The 20,315-nt window shown below is 62.9% G+C and carries 21 protein-coding genes; 12 read left to right on the top strand and 9 right to left on the bottom strand.

The window, feature by feature from the left end; genetic code table 11:
* Positions 1-36 precede the first annotated feature (36 nt).
* The 9 genes from DV733_RS04740 to DV733_RS04785 all read right to left on the bottom strand — a co-directional run bounded on the left by DV733_RS04740 (position 37) and on the right by DV733_RS04785 (position 10,498).
* A complete protein-coding gene (locus DV733_RS04740; RefSeq protein WP_237560484.1) occupies positions 37-714 on the bottom strand; it encodes a YqjF family protein in 678 nt (225 codons plus the stop codon).
* Positions 715-802: 88 nt separating this feature from the next.
* Positions 803-2,092 (bottom strand): dihydroorotase, encoded by a 1,290-nt coding sequence (locus tag DV733_RS04745; RefSeq protein ID WP_049994046.1) that lies wholly within the window; start codon positions 2,090-2,092, stop codon positions 803-805.
* A gap of 46 nt (positions 2,093-2,138) precedes the next feature.
* Entirely contained in the window at positions 2,139-3,053 is a 915-nt protein-coding gene (locus DV733_RS04750; RefSeq protein WP_049994047.1) for a hypothetical protein, read from the bottom strand.
* A 3-nt stretch (positions 3,054-3,056) separates the two neighbouring features.
* Positions 3,057-4,217, bottom strand: a complete 1,161-nt coding sequence (locus tag DV733_RS04755; RefSeq protein ID WP_237560485.1) for an eCIS core domain-containing protein — start codon at positions 4,215-4,217, stop codon at positions 3,057-3,059.
* A gap of 232 nt (positions 4,218-4,449) precedes the next feature.
* Entirely contained in the window at positions 4,450-5,304 is an 855-nt protein-coding gene (locus DV733_RS04765; RefSeq protein ID WP_049994048.1) for a CheF family chemotaxis protein, read from the bottom strand.
* A gap of 46 nt (positions 5,305-5,350) precedes the next feature.
* Complete coding sequence (locus tag DV733_RS04770; protein WP_049994049.1) at positions 5,351-6,586, bottom strand: HEAT repeat domain-containing protein; 1,236 nt, start codon at positions 6,584-6,586, stop codon at positions 5,351-5,353.
* The gene (locus DV733_RS04775) at positions 6,586-7,401 is read right to left on the bottom strand and encodes a CheR family methyltransferase (protein WP_049994050.1); all 816 of its coding nucleotides are present in this window, start codon (positions 7,399-7,401) and stop codon (positions 6,586-6,588) included. Before DV733_RS04775 ends, DV733_RS04770 begins: the two co-directional genes overlap by 1 nt.
* A gap of 39 nt (positions 7,402-7,440) precedes the next feature.
* Complete coding sequence (cheA, locus tag DV733_RS04780) at positions 7,441-9,423, bottom strand: chemotaxis protein CheA (RefSeq protein WP_049994051.1); 1,983 nt, start codon at positions 9,421-9,423, stop codon at positions 7,441-7,443.
* Between the two features lies 1 nt (position 9,424).
* Positions 9,425-10,498, bottom strand: coding sequence for a protein-glutamate methylesterase/protein-glutamine glutaminase (locus DV733_RS04785; protein WP_049994052.1), 1,074 nt, complete (start codon positions 10,496-10,498; stop codon positions 9,425-9,427).
* Positions 10,499-10,738: 240 nt separating this feature from the next.
* Here DV733_RS04785 and DV733_RS04790 point away from each other — a divergent pair, with 240 nt between their 5' ends.
* From DV733_RS04790 to DV733_RS04845, 12 genes are all read left to right on the top strand, one after another.
* Positions 10,739-11,167 (top strand): chemotaxis protein CheW, encoded by a 429-nt coding sequence (locus tag DV733_RS04790; RefSeq protein WP_049994325.1) that lies wholly within the window; start codon positions 10,739-10,741, stop codon positions 11,165-11,167.
* A gap of 93 nt (positions 11,168-11,260) precedes the next feature.
* On the top strand, positions 11,261-11,992 hold the full coding sequence (locus tag DV733_RS04795; RefSeq protein WP_049994053.1) for an RAD55 family ATPase: 732 nt from the start codon (positions 11,261-11,263) through the stop codon (positions 11,990-11,992).
* A 151-nt stretch (positions 11,993-12,143) separates the two neighbouring features.
* Entirely contained in the window at positions 12,144-12,479 is a 336-nt protein-coding gene (locus DV733_RS04800) for a winged helix-turn-helix domain-containing protein (protein WP_049994054.1), read from the top strand.
* Between the two features lie 120 nt (positions 12,480-12,599).
* Positions 12,600-12,878 (top strand): DUF7521 family protein, encoded by a 279-nt coding sequence (locus tag DV733_RS04805; protein WP_049994055.1) that lies wholly within the window; start codon positions 12,600-12,602, stop codon positions 12,876-12,878.
* Positions 12,879-13,087: 209 nt separating this feature from the next.
* Complete coding sequence (locus DV733_RS04810) at positions 13,088-13,696, top strand: archaellin/type IV pilin N-terminal domain-containing protein (RefSeq protein ID WP_049994056.1); 609 nt, start codon at positions 13,088-13,090, stop codon at positions 13,694-13,696.
* Positions 13,697-13,904: 208 nt separating this feature from the next.
* Positions 13,905-14,537, top strand: a complete 633-nt coding sequence (locus tag DV733_RS04815) for an archaellin/type IV pilin N-terminal domain-containing protein (protein WP_049994057.1) — start codon at positions 13,905-13,907, stop codon at positions 14,535-14,537.
* A gap of 85 nt (positions 14,538-14,622) precedes the next feature.
* The gene (locus tag DV733_RS04820; protein WP_049994058.1) at positions 14,623-15,279 is read left to right on the top strand and encodes a DUF7500 family protein; all 657 of its coding nucleotides are present in this window, start codon (positions 14,623-14,625) and stop codon (positions 15,277-15,279) included.
* Between the two features lie 3 nt (positions 15,280-15,282).
* Positions 15,283-15,780, top strand: a complete 498-nt coding sequence (locus tag DV733_RS04825) for a hypothetical protein (RefSeq protein WP_049994059.1) — start codon at positions 15,283-15,285, stop codon at positions 15,778-15,780.
* Positions 15,777-17,870, top strand: coding sequence for a hypothetical protein (locus DV733_RS04830; protein ID WP_237560486.1), 2,094 nt, complete (start codon positions 15,777-15,779; stop codon positions 17,868-17,870). Before DV733_RS04825 ends, DV733_RS04830 begins: the two co-directional genes overlap by 4 nt.
* 126 nt (positions 17,871-17,996) lie before the next feature.
* The gene (gene cheY / locus DV733_RS04835) at positions 17,997-18,356 is read left to right on the top strand and encodes a chemotaxis protein CheY (protein ID WP_049994060.1); all 360 of its coding nucleotides are present in this window, start codon (positions 17,997-17,999) and stop codon (positions 18,354-18,356) included.
* Positions 18,357-19,574, top strand: a complete 1,218-nt coding sequence (locus tag DV733_RS04840) for a chemotaxis protein CheC (RefSeq protein WP_049994061.1) — start codon at positions 18,357-18,359, stop codon at positions 19,572-19,574.
* Complete coding sequence (locus tag DV733_RS04845; RefSeq protein ID WP_049994062.1) at positions 19,571-20,089, top strand: chemotaxis protein CheD; 519 nt, start codon at positions 19,571-19,573, stop codon at positions 20,087-20,089. Before DV733_RS04840 ends, DV733_RS04845 begins: the two co-directional genes overlap by 4 nt.
* The last annotated feature ends 226 nt before the right edge of the window (positions 20,090-20,315 follow it).

The following is a 20,315-nucleotide window of genomic DNA, read 5'->3' on the forward strand; positions in this document are numbered from 1 at the left end:
CGTCAGTCATTGTCGACCACTGGGGCCGTCTGCGGTTTATAAACTGCGTTCGGCCCGCCGAAGACGGCCCGCGGTCACCTCGACGCCGGGTGAGTACTGTACCAGCGGATCACCCGCGGGCTGGTCGAAACCCGCCGCCTCGAACAGCGTGTTCTCCTCGATCGTGAGGTCGGCGGGCTGGACCGCCCACGGCCCGTGATCGATCTCGCCACAGTAGAGTCGCCCGTCACCGGCGACCAAAAAGCGGTAGTTCTCGACCAGAAACGCTTCAGTCGACTCGGGGTCGGCCGGCTCGGGAGTAGCGCGGGGTTCGATCGTCGCCTCGAAGTCCGCGGGCGAAACGCCCTCGTGCGTGCGGTGACTCTCGAAAGAGATCGTCCCGTCGCGTTCGGTGACGTCCATCTCGGCCCGGTAGTACGGGAGCCGAAAGAGCCGGCGTGCGATCGGCACGCCGATCCGGTCGTCGGCGTCGAGGTTGTAGAAGTAGATCCCCGAGTCGTCACGGTGGCGGACGTACGTTCGGAGATTGAGTTCCGGAAACGAGAGTCCGAACGGGACGAATCGAGGGCGGATGTCTTCCATCACGAATCCGACGACGCTCAACCAGGCCTGCCCCTCCTCGTCGGTGTCGGCCGCCAGCCCATCCGGTAGTGTCGGCTCGACAACCGACGGATCGACGGGCCAGCTCGCGAAAAAGGCGTCGCGCCAGGTCATCGCGAGCAGCTGTCTCGACCTCCGAGAGCGCCTCGACATACCGGCCGTAGGGGCCGGCGACAGTTGTACGGCCCGCCTCTCTGTTCGATCAGCGAACGCCCGTCTCGCGAACGTTCTGTCCCACGGGCTCGGCGAACAGTTCCTCGCGTCTGTTCTCGTAGACCACGGTCCCACGAACCATCGTGAGTTCGGGGAAGATCCCGTCCATCCCCTCGAATGGCGTCCAGTCGCACTTGGTGTGGGTGTCCTCGCCGCGGATCTCGCGGACCTCGTCGGGATCGAACAGCACCAGATCGGCGTCGAAGCCCTCCTCGATCCGCCCCTTGTTCGGGATGTCGAAGACGCTCGCGGGATTGGCGGCTGTCAGATCCCGGACGCGCTCGTAGCCGAGCGTGCCTTCACGAGCCTCGTTCAACAGCAGCGGCAGCGCCGTCTCGACACCCGGCACGCCGCTGGGAGCGTCCCAGATGGAGGCGTCTTTCTCTTCGCGTGTGTGGGGTGCATGGTCGGTCGCGATCATGTCGACTGTCCCGTCCGCGACTCGCTCGAAGACCTTCTTGCGGCGGTTCTCCCGCCGAAGCGGGGGGTTCATCCGCCCGAACGTCCCCAGTTCGGGCAGGTCGTTGCGCGAGAGGAAGAGATGGTGGGGGCTGACCTCGCAGGTCATGCCCGCCTCGCTGGCGATATCGATCGCCTCGGGCGTCGACGTGTGAGCGATGTGTATCCGTGCGTCGTGCTCGCCAGCCACCTCGCAGGCCCGTCGAACGGCCTCGATCTCGGCCTGGGCGGCGCGGTAGGCACTCCAGGCGTCTGCGTCCCCGCGCTCTCTCGCGCTCTCGTTGAACCGCGTCGCGTCCTCGGCGTGGACTGTCACAGTGATTTCGCGGTCGGTCGCTTGCTGGAGCGCGTCGGCAAACAGGTCGGCGTCGATCCCCATATTCCCGGTCGAATCCGCGAGGAAGACTTCGCCGAGGGCAAAGAGTGGGCGTCGCAGGAGGATGTTGGGCAGCCACTCGGCGGTGACGCCGCCGTTGATCCCGAAGTCGACCAGCGAGTCCGCGGCAAAGTCGCGTTTCTGGTCGAACGTCTCGCCGTCGATCGTCGGCGGATCGGTGTTTGGCTGGTCGACGACGGTCGTCACGCCGCCCGCGGCGGCGCTCTTACTTCCGGTCTCCCAGGTCTCCTTGTGGGCGTAGCCGGGCTGGCGAAAGTGGACGTGGACGTCGATCATCCCCGGGGTGAGCCGCTTGCCCGAGCCGTCGACCGTCCGCTCGTCCGGTGTGGTCGAGAGCGTCTCGCCGATCTCGGCGATCGTCTCGCCGTCGACCCGGACGTCCCGCGTGCGGCCGTCCGGCAGCGTGGCGTCGGTGATGAGCATACGACTGGCTGTGGCCGGTGCGCCCCTAAGTGTCCCGGTCCGACCCTCAGCGGCTGAACAGCGCGCCCCTGATCTGGTCGTAGATCGATTGGTCGCTTCCCGAATCGACCAAGCCACCGAGTTCGTCCCAGGTGATCGGCAGGTCCGGGCGGAACTCGTGGCTATACCCGGGGATCTCCGCACTGGTATCGTGATACGGAGGGTAGAGATCGAAGCTATCGTACTTGCCGGTGAAGCGATACTGGCCGTGGCCCAGCACCCGGTACTCTTCAGGTGGCTCCAGACCCATCATGAGATAGCAGTCCCGGATCTGACAGCGGAGGTTGTACACGAGGTAATCCCGAAGCGAGACGGGATCGACCAGTGGTGCCGGGAACAGTTCGACTCGAGCGTCTGGGTCCCGGTCCGGTTTCTCACCGCACCAGACCGTTTTGCGTTCGCCTCTGGCGACGTAGTAAGTGATCCCAATACCAGACACTGCCTCGATTTTTTCCTCGTCGTCGAGGTAGATCTCTTGCTTGTAGAAGACCGCATCCTCGCCGCCCGCCATCTCGTCGGGCAGTGCTTCCGGGCGCGTCGTCTCGCCGATGTCGACCTCAGGGTCGTCCGCGTAGTGACTCAGACTCTGCTCCAGCAGGTCGCCGAAGTACGTCTCGATCTCCGCTTCAGAGAGATCCGCGAGCGCCTGCCGAACCGTCTCGAAACGATCCGCGTCGATATCCCACGGGAGTGTGTCGTAGTCCGTCTCCTGATCGACGTAGTACTGGGCATACTTTCGAGCGTGGCCGACGTGTTCACCCTCGTTGTGTGTGCGCTCGTCCGCTTTGTCGGGGTAGCCGTCTTGCCCATGCCCTTGAATCTCTCCATCAAATCCAACTGAGATAGTATGCTCCACTGAATTGTTATCGATGACTCTGACACCCATTCCCCTTTCATCATCTCCAATAATTTTTGCTTCCATGGCTTATTCCTCCTCGAAACGACTCGAGTCGGTATCGTCTTCGAGGTCGAACTCTTGGTCGGTCTTCATCCCGAGCACGTTGCGGATGATCTTCTGGACTTTGCCCGCGATGTCTTCGCCGAGTTGGGTCGTCAGAGCGACTCCGAGGGCTCCGCCAGCGAGGGCGCCAGCCACGCCGCCAACCGGTCCGGCGACTGCCGACCCCGCTGCCCATCCTTTCGTGCCTCCGGTGGTCGCGCCCTTGATCGGGCTGCTGGCCGAGTCCTGCACGCGACTCGCCACGTCGATATCGTGGTGTTCGATGTACTCGACGACCCCTTTCGGCGTTTCGACCGACTGCACCAGATCTACCAGTTGCTCTTTGCTCAGGCGGTAGGTTTTCGAAGTGGCGTCGTCGACTTTCTCGGTTCCCGTATCGAGGAGTTCCTTGCCCTTCTCGACGACCGCTTCTCCCGGGTACCGCTGCACGTGTACCTCGGTCTTGCGCATCCGCTGAATGCCCAACTCGCCACCTTCCATCACGCGCTGGGCCGTTTCCTCGGCCTCGCGCTCTAACGCCGGGTCGGGATCGATTTCAAGTCCAACGTCTTCCTGGGGCAGCATCGACACCGCCCCGCCAGTCTGCTGGCGAACGTGCGCCAATTCATGCGCCAAAACGTGCTGACCCTCCGCTGACTCGGGATCATACTCACCGGAATTGAACGCGACATGATTCCCGACCGTGAACGCCCGCGCGTTGATCTCCTCACACGCACTCGCGGCCTGCGGTCCGGTATGGATCCGCACGTCACCGAGCGAGTCCCCCATCCGGTCTTCCATCGCGCGCTGGATACTCGCGTCCAGTGACTGCCCGGACGACGAAATCACGTCCCGAACGGAGTCGAGGACTCCTGTCTCGCCAGCGGGTCCCATCCGCTGGACCGCCTCTTCGCTGCGCAACTCCGAGTGTCTGTTGCGCCGTTCGATATCATATGGGATCTCCGCGGAACGTTCGGCCTGGCGCTTGCGAAACGCCTGCATGTCCGGCGGAATGCCCATCGTCTCGACTTTCATGCCTTCGGCGGCCCACTGTTTGACCTTGTGTGTGCCGTCGCGCTGTTCGAGGCGCTGGAGGCGCGCTCGGGTCTCGCCATCGGGCACTTTCACGCCCAGGCGCTCACCCATCGCCTCGCGCGACCGGTCGGGCTTCCACCTCGACGATCGCCGCCGCTCGTTCGTCGTTCGATCCCCCCGCGAGGACCCCCGCCCTCGCTCGGATTTCGTGTCGGCCTCAGACCGCCGACGTGACCCAGACCCCATCTCTAGTCTCGACTCGCGTTTCTCCAGCACCCCTGATAAATCTTCCTGAAGTAGTAGATTTAATATAGAATTCCGAGGAACCAACCACCTCGTGGAGTCACTGATTCGCGATGACGTCGCTGGCGATGTTTCGGCCGCGGGCTTTCAGCGAGACGTCCCGACGGGTGCGGACTTCCTGCAACAGCCCTGCTTCGACCAGATTATTATAGATCTCCTCGACCTGTTCGACGTCCATCCCGACGAACTCGGGGATCTTGAACGGCGAGACACCGGAGTACAGTGCCATCAGGACCTCCTGTTCGGCCTGGGAGATGTCGGCGTCGATCTCCTGTTGCTGGCGGACCAGCCCGGCGAGGACCCCGACGACCTGGCTCCCGCCGGAGACGTACGTCTGGACCACTGCGTCTTCGACGGAGTGTTCGATCTCGACGGCGCGCCGCTGCTTCCCCCGGACCTCCTGTTCGGTCACCTCGACGGTCCCGACGTCGTCGCGTTCGATCTCGACGAACTGGCCCGAAGCGATCGCCAGGTCGACCGTCCCCTCGCTGAGTTTGAGCCGGGCCTTCTCCCAGCCCGCGTCCTGGACGACGCCGCCTTTGACCGCGGGGTGTTTGACGAGGACGACCCGCTGGTCGAGGATCGCGCCGTAGAGCTTCTCCTCGAAAGACTCGCTTTGCGTGGCCGAGACGAGATAGACGTCTTTGCCGATCTGGATCGAGAGGTAACTCGACACCTGCGCGATCGCCTCGTTGACGTCGCCGCGCGATTTGATGCTCGCGATCTTCGACAGCGGCAGGGTCTGTTTGCCCTCGTTCGTGAGGATGAGCAGGCGTTTGGTCGACAGCAAGAGCCGACAGCGCTGCCACTCGACGCCACTTGCTTTGCGGCCGTCTTCGACGACCTGCATGAACTTCCCCTGCGCGTCCGCGAGTTTCTGCTCGCCCTCGCTCATCGCTCGATCACCGAACGTTGGACAGTCACAGTCTTAATGGTTCGTCTCACAGCACGTCACTGGCGCGGCCACCAAGCTTCGACAGCGCCGAGAACGCCCGCTTGCGCACCTGCTCGTTCTCGGTGTCGTCGATGATCGACTCCAGGGCCTCCCGCGAGCGCTCGCCGCCGACTTTTCCCAATGTGAATATCGCCTGCGCACGGACGTCGCTCGGCTGCTCGTCGTCCTCAACGACCTCCAACAGCTTGGTCTCGACCGTCTCACCGTCGAACTCCGCGAGACTCGTCGCGGCGAACTGCCCGGTCATCTGATCCTCGTCGTCCAGACACGAGATCAGGGCGTCGATCACACGCTCGTGCTCTCCGTCGGTGACCCGGCCCAGGAGCCAGGCGGTGTTGCGGCGCTGGGCGACCTGCGTGCTCTCTTCGAGGATCTCGACCAGCGGCACCACGACCGTCGCGTCGTCGGTCTCGGAGAGTTCGTCGACGATGGCCTCGCGGATCTCGTGGCTCTTCTCGGTCGGGACGTTCGCGAGCAGTTCGATCAGCGAGTAGACGGCGGTCCGGCGGACGGTCGCGGCGTCGTCGGAGAGGGCATCGACGAGATACTCGACCGGCTGGCCGTTGTCGAAGTTACCGAACGCGCCGACAGCGATCCGCCGGACACGTTCGTCGCTGTCGTCGTACATCCCGAGCAGGGCCTGTAGGGCCTGTCGGTTGCCGATCAGCCCGAGCGCCTCGGCGGCCTCGCGTCGCACCGCGGGACTCCGATCGTCGAGCAAGGTCTCGAGCGGGTCACAGGCACGCGGATCCGCGATCGCACCCGCGGCCCGGGCAGCACGAGCCCGGACACGATGATCGTCGTCGTCGAACGCCTCGACCACGTTCGAGAGGGCGTCCGCGTCGCCGAACTGGCCGAGCCCATTGGCGGCAGCCATTCGTAACTCGGGCACGTCGCTGTCCAGGGCCCGGACGAACGCCTTGGCCTTGACCCAGTCGGCTTCGTCCTCGAAGTCGATCCCGGCCATGCTGGCGATCAACTGCTCGATGGCGTCGCCACCCAGTTCCTCCAGCGAGTCGACGGCCGCGGCAGTCACGCTGCCGTCGTCGTCCGATTGGGCGGCCTGGACCAGCGCGCTCACGATATCTCGGCGATCGTCGTGGTCGGCGAACCCACCGAGGAGAGTGGCGGCCCGCTGGCGAATCTCGGGATTGTCACTCTCGCGGAGCACGCGGGTGAGTTCCTGGACGTCGCCGTCGCGTTCGAGCTGGTACAGTGACATCAGCCTTTCTGGTAGATCCTGTGGGACTTGTCGTGCGGTTCGAAGGCGTCGCGCATCTCCGAGGGGATGGTCTCGGTCATCCCGATCATGAGATACCCGTCCTCGCGGAGCGAGCCTTCGATGGTCTCGAAGATGGGAACCTTGTAAGAGGCGTCGATGTAGATCAGGAGATTCCGACAGAGCACGAGGTCGAAGTCCCGCTTTGGATCCCCGCGGATGAGGTCGTGCTGCTCGAAGGAGATCATCTCCCGGACCGAGTCTCGGACCTGAAAGGTCGACCCCGACTGCTGGATGTAGGGTTCCAGTTCGGACAGCGGCTCCAGTTCCTCGGCGATGTCGGTCGTCTTCGAGGTCTCGTAGGTCCCCTTGCGAGCGGTTCGAAGGATGTCGCGGTTGATGTCGGTCGCGGTGATCTCGACTCGGTCTGCGTCGATCCGGCGGTCGTCCAGCGCCAGCATCGCCAGCGAGTAGGGCTCGCGGCCGTCCGCGCAGGGGGCGCTCCAGATCCGTACCTGTCGGTGCTCGTCGGTCAGCGTCCGCAACACTGGCCGGAGGCGCTCCCACGCCTCGGGGTTGCGGAAGAACCCGGTGACGTTGATCGACAGCGAGTCCAGCAGTTCCTCGCGCTCGCCGTCGTCGCGTTCGAGCAACCGACGGTAGGCACGGTAACTGTCAGTCCCGGTCCGGCGCATCCGCGCGGTGATCCGCCGGTCCATGTAGGCGTCGTTGTAAAAGCCCGATTCGAAGTCCAGTTCCTCGCCGATGTACTCGATCAGGTAGTCGAACCCGCGCTCGGAGCCCGATCGACGCGTCATCGTCGCACCTCCGCGGGGACCGACAGTGCCACCGACATCTCAGAGCGTCACCACGTCGAGGATGTGCACGATGTTGCCGTCACCCAGCACCGCAGTTCCCGACAGTCCGGGTGTCCCGCTGAGGATCCCCTCCAGGGGTTTGACGACGACCTCCTCCTGGCTCTCGACCGAATCACAGTGCAGTGCGATCTTGCGTTCGGACTCACGAATGCGGACGAGCATGCCGTCGCCGTTTTTCGTCTCGCCGGGGACGTCGAAGGCGTCGTCTAAGTGGACGATCGGGTAGATCTCGTCGTTGTGTTTGATCACTTCGCTGCCGTTGATCGTCCGAGCGACGGTCGCACGAGTGATCTCGTCGACGTTCTTGATCGGGATGCCGTACTGCTCGTCGCCGACCTGGACGAAGAGGACCTTGACGATGGCCATCGTCACCGGCAGGCGCAGCGAGACGGTCGTCCCCTCTCCGGGCGTGGACTCGACGTTGACCGACCCGTCGAGTTTCGTCACCGTGTCGTGGACGACGTCCATCCCGACGCCGCGGCCGCTGGTGTCGGTGACCTCCTCGGCAGTCGAGAATCCGGGATGGAAGACGAGGTCGTAGATATCCGAGTCGCTCATCGTCTCGATCTCGTCGACCGACCGGACGCTCTTCTCGATGGCCTGCTCTTTGATCGCCTCGACGTCCAGGCCACCGCCGTCGTCGCGCACCTCGATGATGACGTGGTCGCGCTCGCGCGAGGCGGACAGTTCGATGTGGCCAGTCCGCGGTTTGCCCGCAGCCTCGCGCTCCGCGGGAGGTTCGATCCCGTGGTCGACGGCGTTCCGGAGGATGTGCATCAGTGGATCCGAAATTTCAGTGAGGATCGTCCGGTCGAGTTCGATGTCCTCGCCCTCGATCGTGAACTCGACGTCCTTGTCCAGATCCCGCGAGAGATCCCGCACCAGTCGCGGGAACTTCCCGACGACCTTCTTCAGCGGGATCAGGCGCATGTCCATCACCGTGTTCTGGAGGTTCGCGGTGATCTTGTCGAGTTCGTTGAGGTTCTCGGAGGCCGAATCGAGGTTCTCCTCCTCGACGGCCCGGCGGAGCTTGATCCGGCTCGTGACCAGTTGCTCGACCAGCCCGTGCAGATCGTCGAGCTGGTCGACGTCGACCCTGACGGACTTGATCTCGTCGACGGAACTGGTGTCACTGCCACCGGAGGTCCCGCCCGACGATCCGCCAGCGCCGTCCTCGGTGCTCTCGCCGGTCGCGGACTCGGTAGCCGTCCCGGCCGCGTCGGTGACGTCGGTGATCGTCGCCTCGTCGATCTTGCTGGTGGCGGCCATCGCCGCCTCGACGGCCGAACGCTGCGCACCAGTGACGAACACGGCGAACGTCTCGTCGTACTCGCCGTCCTCGATCGCGTCCCACGCCGGATCGGTCGCCAGGATGTCCAGTTCCTCCTCGATCGACTCCAGCGTCAGCATGCCGTCGACCCCCGGCATGTCCGAGTCGCCGACGGAAATCTCGACGTGATAGACCGGCCCCTCGGCGTCGGGAATCTCGATGTCGCCGACCAGCGCGTCGGCGTCGGCTGCCGCGGATCCGCCGCCAGCACCGGGCTCGTCCCCGGCACCGGTCCCGCCTTCGGAGACGCCTTCGTCGCCCTCCATGAGCCCGCGGATGTCGGCGACGATGGCGTCGGTGTCGACCGTCGATTCGCCGGTCTCTTCGACTTCGTGGATGATCGCCTCGATCTGGTCGACACCGGCGAAGACCAGGTCCATGATCTCCGGCGTGACCTCGCGTTCGCCCTCGCGGATCTCGTCGAGGAGGTCCTCGATGGCGTGGGCGAGGTTCGAGGCGTCCTCGAAGCCCATCGCACCGAAGTTGCCCTTCAGCGTGTGGGCCGTCCGGAAGATGGCGTCCATCGCCTGCTGGTTTTCGGGATCCGATTCGAGTTCGAGCAGCGAGTTGTTCAGCTCCGTGATGGCCTCCTCGCTCTCTCGAATGAACGCGTCGAGATATTGGTCGTCCATGTCAGTGAACCTCCTGTGTGATCGCATCGAGTATCGCCTGCGGGATCGCCGCCACCGGTGAGACGGTGTCGATACAGCCCGTCTCGATCGCTCGCTTGGGCATGCCGAAGACGGCCGAACTGGCCTCGTCCTGGGCGATCGTCTTCGCCCCGCCCGCTTTCAGCGCCTGGATGCCGTCGGCCCCGTCCTCGCCCATTCCCGTGAGGATGACGCCGATGACGTCGTCGTCGACGACCGAGGCGGCCGTCCGCATGGTCACGTCGACTGCCGGACGAACGCTGTTGACCGGCGGGTCCTCGGTCAGCGCCACGCGAAGCCGACCGTGGGTGTAGTTGACGACTTCCATGTGCTTGCCGCCGGCCGCCACCAGTGCCTCGCCAGCACCGATCCGCTGGCCGTCCCGTGCCTCGCTGACGTCGTACTCCGAGCGGTCGTTCAGTCGCTGTGCGAATCGGCCAGTGAAGCCGTCGGGCATGTGCTGGACGATCAGTACCCGCAGCGAGGCCGCCGCCGGCAGATTCGACATGAGCCGTTCGACGACTGTCGGACCACCGGTCGAAGAGCCGACGATCAGCGTCGGGCGCTCGACGTAAGTGTCGCCGACGGCTTTCGACGGCGTCGGTCGCTGGCCCGCAGCGCCAGTCGTGCTCGGGCCGCGACTGCGCGGCTCGGCCTCGGCGACCGAGAGGACGATCTCGACCAGCTGGTCTTTCAGCCGGGACATCTCCATCGAGACCTCGCCACCGGGCTTGGTGAAGAAGTCGACCGCGCCCTTCTCCAGGGCCTCGAAGGTGACGTCGGCGTCCTCGTCGGTGTGTGCGCTCAGCATCAGGATCGGCGTCGGGTGCTCGGCCATGATCCGCTCGACTGCCTCGATGCCGTCCATCTCGGGCATCTCGACGTCCATCGTGACGACGTCCGGTTCGTGTTCGCGGACGGCCTCGACTGCCTCGCGACCGTTTTTCGCCTGTGCCACGACGTCGATGCCGCCTCCGGAGAGGATGTCAGAGATGACGCTCCGCATGAAATGAGAGTCGTCGGCGACGACAGCCCGCGGCGATGATCGTGCTACCATAGATCGATACGTGTGAGATTGCCTGCAGGCGGCTTAAACGTCACCCGCGAGGGCCTCACGTTGGCCGAAAATATCGCTAGCGCCAAAATAAAGACACCGCCCCGGTAATCAATTGTGATAGCACAGGAGACACGCTTAAGGGAATTTGCCGGGTGGGTTGAGATATCGACCACGAGACAACGGGACGTGAAAACGGTGGCAAACACAGCGCGTGAAGACGACGGCGAACACAGCAGGACTATGACAGACGCAACGAACCAGGTACTCGAGTTCGAACTCGGGGAAGAGACCTACTGCGTGAGCATCGACTACGTGACGGAGATCGTCGACGTCGGCGAGTTGACGTCGGTCCCGAACTCGCCCCCTCACGTCGAGGGAGTGATGGACCTACGCGGGCGAACGACCTCGATCATCGATCCCAAGGTCGTCTTCGACATCGGAGACGAGGGCGAGGCCGCACGGATCATCGTCTTCGACCCGGAGATCGCCGGCGACGACCAGGGAGCCGTCGGCTGGCTCGTCGACGAGGTGTACCAGGTCAGCCAGGTCGACCCCGGGAACGTCGACCGCTCGCCGACCAGCGAGGACGTCCGCTCGATCAAAGGGGTGGTCAAACGCGACGGCGAGTTCATCATCTGGGTCGATCCGACGGCGATCCGGACGTCCTGATTCCCGGCTGGAGCGGGCTCCTATGAACAAGGCTTTTTTACTCAGCCAACTGAGGTACATCCAATAATCGCCGCGGGACGCGGCAGGAGACCTATGATCGAACTCACAAAGACAGGGATCGAAGGACTCGATTCGATCCTCAACGGTGGCATCGTGAAGGACTCGACGACGCTCGTCAGTGGCAACCCCGGGGCCGGCAAGAGCATCCTCGGCCTGCAGTACGTCTACAACGGCGTGGACATGTTCGACGAGAAGGGGATCTACCTCTCCTTCGAGGAGAACAAGGCAGATCTCCGGGAGGCCGCAGAGGCCATCGGCTTCGACAAGTGGCCCGAGTACGTCGAGAGCGGCGACATTCTCGTCTACGACAAGAAAGAGCTCCTCCGAGAGAACGACTTCTCCTCGTCGCTCGACCTCCTGCTCGAAGACTTCCAGGACAACGACTACGAACGGCTGGTGCTGGACTCCCTGGCGATGTTCAACCTCTTTTTCGACGACGAGAAAGAGCGCCGGACCTACCTGCTGAAGTTCTCTGACATCCTCAAGCAGAACGGTCTCACCACGCTCATGACCAACGAGCAAGGCGCGGTCTTCCCGAAGGCTGATATCGGCCTCGAAAACTACCTCACCGACGGGAACATCTACCTCCTGCAGACGCCCACCGAATCGGGCGTCAACCGCTACGTTTGGGTCGCGAAGATGCGCAAACAGAACATCGAGACCGACATCTTCCCGATGGAGATCTCCTGGGGCGGCATTACCGTCCACGAGAACGCCAGCGCCTTCTCGATGATGAACCAGGGCGAATCCTCGCCGATCAAATAGCGATTTCGTTCGTTCTTATCTTCGAGAATAGTCGTTTCAAGCCCCGATACGCCTATATTCACCAGCCAGACCGAAAATACTGCGGGGGTATGAACAGACTCAGAAACCAGACGGTACCTTTATTTGCTGCAGAATTCAAAAGTTGATAACGATGGCTTCGGTGGATCTGCTTCGGACGTTGGGGAACAAATACAGTGCGGAAATTCTGGACGCTGCGGACGAACCGCGATCGGCACAGGATCTCAGCGACGAACTCGACATCCCCATCGCGACGTGTTACCGCCGAATCGACGAGCTGACCGAACACGGACTCCTCGAACTGCACGACAGTATCCTTTCGGACGACCGTCGACGGATCAAAGTCTATCGCCGAAACGTCGAATCGGTCTCGGTTCAGTTCGACGAAGCGTTATCAATCGCTGTGGAAGAACGGTCGGAAGTGACGAACAAGCTAGACGAAGCCTGGCGGACGTTATCCGAGGGGTGACGGCCAGATAGTTCTCTCGACGCAGCTCGGAATAACCGACAGGTGACACACCAGTTATCACCGACGATATTTTCGAGGGTGGATTTAATAGACGGTGCTCAGGACTAGAATATAGTAACGATGATCGAACTCCTCTACGCCGTCCTGACGCTCATCTTCGTCGTGGCTGGCCTGACGATGGTCGGTATGGCCATGCGCGCGTACGTACAAACCTCTCGCCAGGCGATGTTACACCTCTCGCTTGGATTCGCTCTTGCCGTCGCGGGCGCGGCCGCGACGATGATCAGTGCGTTCCTGAACGACTTCGAACAGACCCAGTCACTGCTACTCGTCAACAGTGGGTTGACGACGTTCGGCTATCTCTTCGTGATGTACAGTCTCGTCAGCTACGAGTCCTGACGATCGCTCCAGCTGCGGCCTGAGTTTCCCGGTTTTCTCGAACTATCGATACAGGCCACTCTAAGGCCATCTACCACTCTTTTTCGTTGCTGACAATGAGAATTTCCGCCCTCAAATAGATTTTCAGGCGTGATAACTAGGGGGGTACCATTAAGTCCGATAGGCAGAAAGTCGGAGGTAGAGCCTGTTGAACCAGGCGTGATTCACCAATGTTCGAACGAACTGACGACGAAGACACTGACCGCGGGCAGGTCGGGATCGGCACCCTCATCGTGTTCATCGCGATGGTGCTGGTCGCCGCCATCGCCGCGGGCGTACTGATCAACACTGCTGGGTTCCTCCAGAGCAGTGCCGAAGAGAGCGGCGAACAGGCATCCAACCAGGTCACCAACCGACTCGTCGAAGTCAGCACCGTCGGGACTGTCAACGGTGACACAGTCGATTCGATCGAGATCACGACGCGACTGGCGCCGGGATCGAACGACGTCGACCTCGACGGCGCGACCATGCAGTGGGTCACCGCCGGCTCGAGCAGCAACCTCGTCTCGGACAACAGCGGCGACTCGGGCAACGCTGACGGTACCTTCACCTACGAGACGCTTCGAGACGACGACAGCTCCATCAGCAACGACAACACCCTCAACGACCCAGTCGACCGCGCGATCATCACGGTCGACCTGTCCGGTAGCAATATCGACTCTCCGCTCGACGCCGGTGAGAGTGCAACGCTCACCGTCAGCACCCAGTCCGGTGGCGAGACCACCCTGACGCTGGTCGTGCCCGACTCCCTCTCCGGAAAGTCCTCGGTCAGCCTGTAAAACCGAGCCGATTTCTCCTGTTTTTCGTCGCTATCCGATAGCTGCGGCCCAACCCTCGTTCACCCCCTTCAAACGCCTATTTTCGTTTCTGACAACCACAGTTATCTCGTCTAAATTGGATTTCATCTGTGATAACTAGGGGAGTACCATTAAGTCCGATAGGCAGAAAGTCGGAGGTAGAGCCTGTTGAACCAGGCGTGATTCACCAATGTTCGAACGAACTGACGACGAAGACACTGACCGCGGGCAAGTCGGGATCGGCACCCTCATCGTGTTCATCGCGATGGTGCTGGTCGCCGCCATCGCCGCGGGCGTACTGATCAACACTGCCGGGTTCCTCCAGAGCAGTGCCGAAGAGAGCGGCGAACAGGCATCCAACCAGGTCACCAACCGACTCGTCGAAGTCAGCACCGTCGGGACTGTCGGCGATGTCAGCGGTGACGCTGCTGTCACCGAAATCGAGATCACGACGCGACTGGCTCCCGGCTCGAACGACGTCGACCTCGACGGCGCGACCATGCAGTGGGTCACCGCCGGCTCGAGCAACAACCTCGTCTCGAGTAATATTTACGAAAGTGGAGACAACGCCGACGGCGTCTTCAGCTACGAGACGCTCCGGGACGACGATACCTCGATCAGCGGCGACAACACTCTCAACGATCCCGTCGACCGTGCGATCATCACGGTCTCGATAAATGATCAGAATACGGAGGATATAAATTCCCCGCTCGAGCCCGGTGAGAGTGCAACGCTCACCATCAGCACCCAGTCCGGTGGCGAGACCACCCTGACGCTGGTCGTGCCCGACTCCCTCTCCGGAAAGTCCTCGGTCAGCCTGTAAAACCGAGCCGATTTCTCCTGTTTTCGATCCGATAGCGGCAGCGCTCGGCGACGGAATTATATCTGTCTACCATGATCTAGTAGATATGACGCCCGGGGACGACGATTCGGAGGATGCCGATGGTCGCGTACTCGCCCCTGAAGAGATCGACATCTCCGACGACGAGCACGTCGCAGAGATCGACGATGGGCGATACGTCGTCTCTCCGGACGACCCCATCGACGACGTTCCGAACGTCCAGTCTGACCAGTCCGAGTCGACGACCACAGGCCGGGCTGGCCCGGACTCTCGATCCGAAGATCGATCCGAAGCCTCGTCCGGGGGGAGAGAACAGGCCGGGACGGACCCGATCACCGCGGCGAGCGGGAATCGGACCGATGACGTCGACCTCTCGGCACTGGGCGAGCGGGAGATCTCGCGGTGGCTCGAGCGCGACTTCGAAGCGGCCGAGTCCCGGTACGGCTTCCACGTGACCGCAACGTTCGACGGACGGGTGTTCCAGCGGCGGATGATGTCCAACGACGTCGTGACGATTTTCGAGAGTCTCATCCTGTGGTACGCCCAGCACATCGACAGCGACACGCCGGTCGAGGAAATCCTGGGAATCCTCCTGACCGAGACGAACGTCCCCATCACCTACCCACCGGAGACGCTCGCGCGTGTTCTCAAGACCACTGATCTCGGACCCGAGGACACGATCGGTGACCTGCTGGCCGAAATCGACGACGGTTTCGAACTCTGAGCGATGGGGAAGGGTATCGCGTCGCTCGGGCCGACCGAACTCGCTCAGCTACTGCTGATCGCCGCCGTCGTCGTCACCCTCGTCTTCTCGAGTCCGTTGGTCGGGCTATCGCTGACACAGGCCGAGTCGACGACACTCGGGGATGGAAACGCGACCGTCGCTGCCGTGTCTGTCGACGTCACTGCCGTCCAGATCACGCCCGGCCGGTTCGGAACCGACGTCCCCTACCTCCGGCTCCCGGACGCAGAGATCGACGTCGACGACCTCGAAGGCTACCCGCGCCTCGTCTATCGAGTCGAAGTTCCGGCACTCGATCTCGACCTCGCAGCGACGAAACGCATCCAGGAGACGGGGCCGACGACCGTTCGACTCTCCGACGCCGCACTCGCGGCCGAGCAACTGGCCGATAGCTACGGGGGTCGAGTGACAATCCGAGTGCAATCGCTATCGAGCGACTACACCGTGTTCAACGAGTCGACGACGATCGAGGTGACATCGTGACGCCGCCCGCGGATCGGGACGAAACCGAGCGGACGGTGACGAGCGATCGAGAGCGATCCGTGACCGACACGGAGGATAGCGGCCGTCGGTTGTCGGCACGTCTCGGGGGATTCGACCGGTTTCTGAGTGGACGAACGCGGGCCGCCCGCCGGCGTCTCGTGGCTGCTCTGTTCGGGGATCGAATCGGGTTGACGCTGTTTCTCGGCGTCGTCCTGGCGCTGTCTCTGTGCTGGCGGGTCGGTTTCTTTATCGCTGACACCTACGCCATCGCGAACACGGTCGTCAACGTCGCGGAGGGGCACTTCGATATCCAGCGGATCGAGTACTCACTGACACTGGGATCACAGCCGGGGCTGTATCGAAACGGGTCACAGGTTTTTGGCCGGAATTATGCGGTAGCAATACTCTCACTCCCGTTCTATTGGATTCTCGAAGGTGCGTCTGCGCTGGTCGAGCTCCGTCTCGTCCTCGCTGCCGGCTGGAGCGTGCTCGCAGCGGCGTTCGCCGCACAGCTCGGACGCGTACTCGCCAATCGCCGGGTCGCGTTCTGGGGGACGCTGTTCGCGCTCGGGATGTTCGTCTGCAACGTCTGGCTGGCGCGCCCGCTCGACCCTCACTGGACGGCACTGCTGGCGCTACAGGTGTCGACGCTGCTGGCGGCGGGTGTCGTCGCCGTCGCGGTGTATCGCTTGCTCGGGGAGTTCCACGATCGGCGCGTCGGCCTGGCTGCGGGACTGTTGTCGACGCTCGCACTGCCGATCGCGTTCTGGGCGACGATCCCAAAGCGACACGTCGTCTCTGCGGCATTGATCACGATCGTCGTCTGTGCGTTCGCTCTCAGCCGGCATCCGGAGCGCTCGTCGCTCGTTCGAGCGAGCGCGTACGCGGCGGTCGCCGTGTTGGCGTGGCTGCACGCCGCGGAAGCACTCGTCGTGTTCGTCGTTCTCGCCCCGGTCGATCTGGCGACGGCTCCGCGAAACGACCGGCGGACACTGAGCGTCGTCGCCGCCGTCTTCGCCCTCTCGCTCGTTCCATTCGTCGTGACGAACCTCGCGGTCACCGGCAGCCCCTTCGAGACACCCCGGATGCTCGATAGCCTCGGCAGCGCGGGCCAGATCGGTCCAGACGGCCGCGTGTCGATCGAACCCGAAGCGCCACCGACTACCCCGACACCCACCACCCCGGCAGAACCGACAGCGCCCGGGACGACCCCCGGTACTGCACCACCATCTGATCCCGACGGAGGCCCACTCGGGTGGTTCGTCGGTCTCGTCGAGGGACTGGTCGCGACTGGAGCCGCGATACTGGTGGCCGTGCCGGGCCGACTCGGACAGCTCTGGGGATTCGTCGACGAGGGGATCTCGATCGTGCTCGGCGACCCCGAACGGCTTGGCCACGTCTTCCTCCGGAGCGGTCGGGTTCCCGGCATCGAGTATACGATCAACGACCAGGAGGCGATCGAGCTCACGGTACTGGAGTCCGCACCAGTCCTGGGTCTGCTCGCGGTCGCGCCACTGGTGTGGGGCCGCCAAGCACTGACGGCGAGCCTCGCGTCGGTCCGAAGAGCGCCGGCCGCGATCCGCTCGAATCCACGCTACCAGACCGACCTGCTGGCGGGCGGGATCGTCGTCATGTTTACCCTGCTGTATCTCCCGCGGCTGCCGCTGTATTCCCAGATCACGATGCGGTATCTGGTCCCCGCGATGCCGGTCGCGCTGTACGGCGTCGCCCGGGTTCCCGCCGTCCGGCGGGCACTCGACGAGCAATTTCACGAGTTCGTTCGGGCATATCTCACGGCGTCACTCGTCGGCGTCGTCGGCGTCGTCGTCGCCTTGGGCTGGATCGACCCTGCGCTGGGCGAGGCCATGCAGTTTCACGCGCTATTGAACCTCGCTGTCGCCGGGGTGGCGGCCCTGATCGTCGTCGTCGCGACTGCCCGCGACCGCGAGGAGGGAGTGGCCACGGCGGTGGGAACTGCCGGCGGGGCAGCGACGACGCTGTTCGTCCTCGCGGGAGTCGAATACTTCGACTACGGCGAGTACACCTTCGCGATCACGCGCTGGCTGTCGGAACTACTCCCGATATTTTGATCGGGCAGTAGTCCAAACCGCCGCGGGAGCGTCCCAGCCAGACCGCCGCAGTGCTGTGGTATCAATGGCGATAATCCGGCGGAAGCATTTATTTAGGTAATTCCGGTAGACTCAGAGTGACTACTAATGCCTGAAGTATTGATCGCTGACGATTCGGAGTTCATGCGAAACCTCCTGCGGGAGATCCTCGAGGAGGACCACCAGATCGTCGGTGAGGTCGAAAACGGAGTCGAAGCAGTCGAGACGTACAAGGAGAAACGACCGGACCTGGTGATGATGGACATCGTCATGCCGATCCGAGACGGGATCGAAGCGACGGACGAGATCAAGAATTCCGACCCGAGCGCCAACGTGATCATGTGCACGAGCGTCGGCCAGGAAGAGAAGATGAAAGAGGCGGTCAAGGCCGGTGCGGACGGGTACATCACCAAGCCCTTCCAGAAACCCAGCGTGATGGAAGCCATCGAGGACGTCGTTCCCTCATAGATGAAAGTCGACATCCAGTCGTTAGAGACGTTCAACCAGCTTGCCCACGAGGGCGCAGAGCAAGCGACGGCGTCGATGACCCAGATGACCGGCATCGACGCGATCGTGGACGTGACGAAGATCTCGCTGGTCAACCGAGCCGACGTGGGCGAGGAGCTCGACGCCCAGGAGTTCGTCGGCGTACAGTTCGACTACACGGGCGAACTCGCTGGCGAAACCGTCCTCGTGTTCGACCGCGACTGTAGCGAGACGATGATCGAAGCGTTGCTGGGCGGCGCCGGCAGCGAGGAGATGGCCCGCAGTGGCGTCAAAGAGATCGGCAACATCATGATGAGCGGGTTCATCGACGGCTGGGCCGACTACCTCGGGACGACGATCGATCACTCCCCGCCGACGTACATCGAAGGCGTCGGCCCGGACGTGCTGCCCGACGCGCCCGAAGGCGACGAGAACGACCACATTTTCGTCTTCAAGAGCCAGATCGAGTGGCCCAACGAGTCCCTGGAGTTTTACATCTACATGCTCCCGGAGTACGAGCCGCTCGCGGACGTGATGAGCGAGCACGCCGACACCGAGGACGACGCCATCCCGATCGACAAGCTCGAAGTGTTCAACGAGATGACGATGCGCGGGACCGAGACGGCCGCGGAGAACGTCACGATGATGACGGGTATCGAGACCGAGGCGGAGGTCTCTCAGATCAGCTTCGCGCCGATCACCGACGTCCCGAAACAGGTCGGCAACGAAACCTACGTCGGGACGGTCGTGGAGTTTACCGGCATCCCCAGCGGGTTCATGATGGTCCTGTTCGACGAGACCTCGGCCAAGAACGTCGCCGAGGCGATGATGCCGGTCGAGGTCGAGGACGACGAACTCACCGAGCAGCACAAGATGGCCATCGAAGAGTTGGGGAACATCATGACCTCGGGGTTCGTCGACGGCTGGGCGAACGTCCTCCAGACGAGCGTCGATCACACGCCGCCGCGACTGGTCCACGACATGGGGCGGGCGATCATCGACCCGCTGGCCGCCCAGGTCGGCCAACATCAGGAGCACGCGTTCATCATCGACTCGACGATGCAGACCGAGGACATCGAGTTCGAGGCCGAGATCCACGCGCTGCCCAACGAGCAACAACTCCGCGAGGCACTGGACGAACTGCTGGTGGAACGAGCGGACGAGACTGACGCCGATCCCGAAGAGATATTCCACAAATGAAGGTCTACGGAGGGGAATCGAGTGCCGGTGCCAGTAGCAAGCCCGAGCGGATCAAGGTCGGGATCGCCGAGTACGACGTAACGAAAAACGGGGCCGTGCTGACGACCAGCGGCCTCGGGTCGTGTATCGGCGTCGCGATCCACGACGAGACGGCCCCGGTCTCGGGGCTGGTCCACGTCATGCTCCCCTCGGCCGAGGAGATGGACGACGACAACCCCGCGAAGTTCGCCGACACTGGGGTCGAGACGCTGATCGACGAGCTCGAAGCCGCCGGTGGCGACCGCGCGAACATGATCGCGAAGATCGCTGGCGGCAGCGACATGCTCGACTTCTCCGAGAGCGGCTCTGGTATCGGCCAGCGCAACGTCGAACAGGTCAAAGCCACGCTCGACACGTACGACATCCCCCTCGTCGGGGAGGACGTCGGTGGCGATCACGGCCGCTCGCTCCGGTTCGAAGGAACCAGCGGCGATCTGATCGTCAAGAGCGCCAACAAGGACGCCCAGACTCTGTGAGGGCAGAAAGGATAGTCTATTGATGATTTCTCATAGACCCCCGATATCGTATCCAGATTCCGAGAAAAAGACCGTGTGAACCACCAGACCACCAGCGGTTCGTGATACCAATAGACACGTCCGAAACCCCGTGCAGGCCCCGATCCGGTCCGGCGTCTGACGCTTGTTTCTACTTAAAGCAGGCTGAATACACACGTCAGTTATCAAATACGATACTCTAAACGGT

This window comes from Halapricum salinum, assembly GCF_004799665.1.
GTDB lineage: Archaea > Halobacteriota > Halobacteria > Halobacteriales > Haloarculaceae > Halapricum > Halapricum salinum.

Excerpts from the sequence above, each read along its gene's own strand:
- DV733_RS04770 (WP_049994049.1), bottom strand. The coding sequence starts at position 6,586 with ATGTCACTGTACCAGCTCGAACGCGACGGCGACGTCCAGGAACTCACC.
- cheY (WP_049994060.1), top strand. The coding sequence starts at position 17,997 with ATGCCTGAAGTATTGATCGCTGACGATTCGGAGTTCATGCGAAACCTC.
- DV733_RS04805 (WP_049994055.1), top strand. The coding sequence starts at position 12,600 with ATGATCGAACTCCTCTACGCCGTCCTGACGCTCATCTTCGTCGTGGCT.
- DV733_RS04765 (WP_049994048.1), bottom strand. The coding sequence starts at position 5,304 with ATGAGCGAGGGCGAGCAGAAACTCGCGGACGCGCAGGGGAAGTTCATG.
- DV733_RS04800 (WP_049994054.1), top strand. The coding sequence starts at position 12,144 with ATGGCTTCGGTGGATCTGCTTCGGACGTTGGGGAACAAATACAGTGCG.
- DV733_RS04755 (WP_237560485.1), bottom strand. The coding sequence starts at position 4,217 with ATGGGTGAGCGCCTGGGCGTGAAAGTGCCCGATGGCGAGACCCGAGCG.
- DV733_RS04825 (WP_049994059.1), top strand. The coding sequence starts at position 15,283 with ATGGGGAAGGGTATCGCGTCGCTCGGGCCGACCGAACTCGCTCAGCTA.
- DV733_RS04790 (WP_049994325.1), top strand. The coding sequence starts at position 10,739 with ATGACAGACGCAACGAACCAGGTACTCGAGTTCGAACTCGGGGAAGAG.
- DV733_RS04785 (WP_049994052.1), bottom strand. The coding sequence starts at position 10,498 with ATGGTAGCACGATCATCGCCGCGGGCTGTCGTCGCCGACGACTCTCAT.
- DV733_RS04815 (WP_049994057.1), top strand. The coding sequence starts at position 13,905 with ATGTTCGAACGAACTGACGACGAAGACACTGACCGCGGGCAAGTCGGG.
- DV733_RS04840 (WP_049994061.1), top strand. The coding sequence starts at position 18,357 with ATGAAAGTCGACATCCAGTCGTTAGAGACGTTCAACCAGCTTGCCCAC.
- DV733_RS04750 (WP_049994047.1), bottom strand. The coding sequence starts at position 3,053 with ATGGAAGCAAAAATTATTGGAGATGATGAAAGGGGAATGGGTGTCAGA.
- DV733_RS04740 (WP_237560484.1), bottom strand. The coding sequence starts at position 714 with ATGACCTGGCGCGACGCCTTTTTCGCGAGCTGGCCCGTCGATCCGTCG.
- DV733_RS04795 (WP_049994053.1), top strand. The coding sequence starts at position 11,261 with ATGATCGAACTCACAAAGACAGGGATCGAAGGACTCGATTCGATCCTC.
- DV733_RS04745 (WP_049994046.1), bottom strand. The coding sequence starts at position 2,092 with ATGCTCATCACCGACGCCACGCTGCCGGACGGCCGCACGCGGGACGTC.
- DV733_RS04845 (WP_049994062.1), top strand. The coding sequence starts at position 19,571 with ATGAAGGTCTACGGAGGGGAATCGAGTGCCGGTGCCAGTAGCAAGCCC.
- DV733_RS04820 (WP_049994058.1), top strand. The coding sequence starts at position 14,623 with ATGACGCCCGGGGACGACGATTCGGAGGATGCCGATGGTCGCGTACTC.
- DV733_RS04810 (WP_049994056.1), top strand. The coding sequence starts at position 13,088 with ATGTTCGAACGAACTGACGACGAAGACACTGACCGCGGGCAGGTCGGG.
- cheA (WP_049994051.1), bottom strand. The coding sequence starts at position 9,423 with ATGGACGACCAATATCTCGACGCGTTCATTCGAGAGAGCGAGGAGGCC.
- DV733_RS04775 (WP_049994050.1), bottom strand. The coding sequence starts at position 7,401 with ATGACGCGTCGATCGGGCTCCGAGCGCGGGTTCGACTACCTGATCGAG.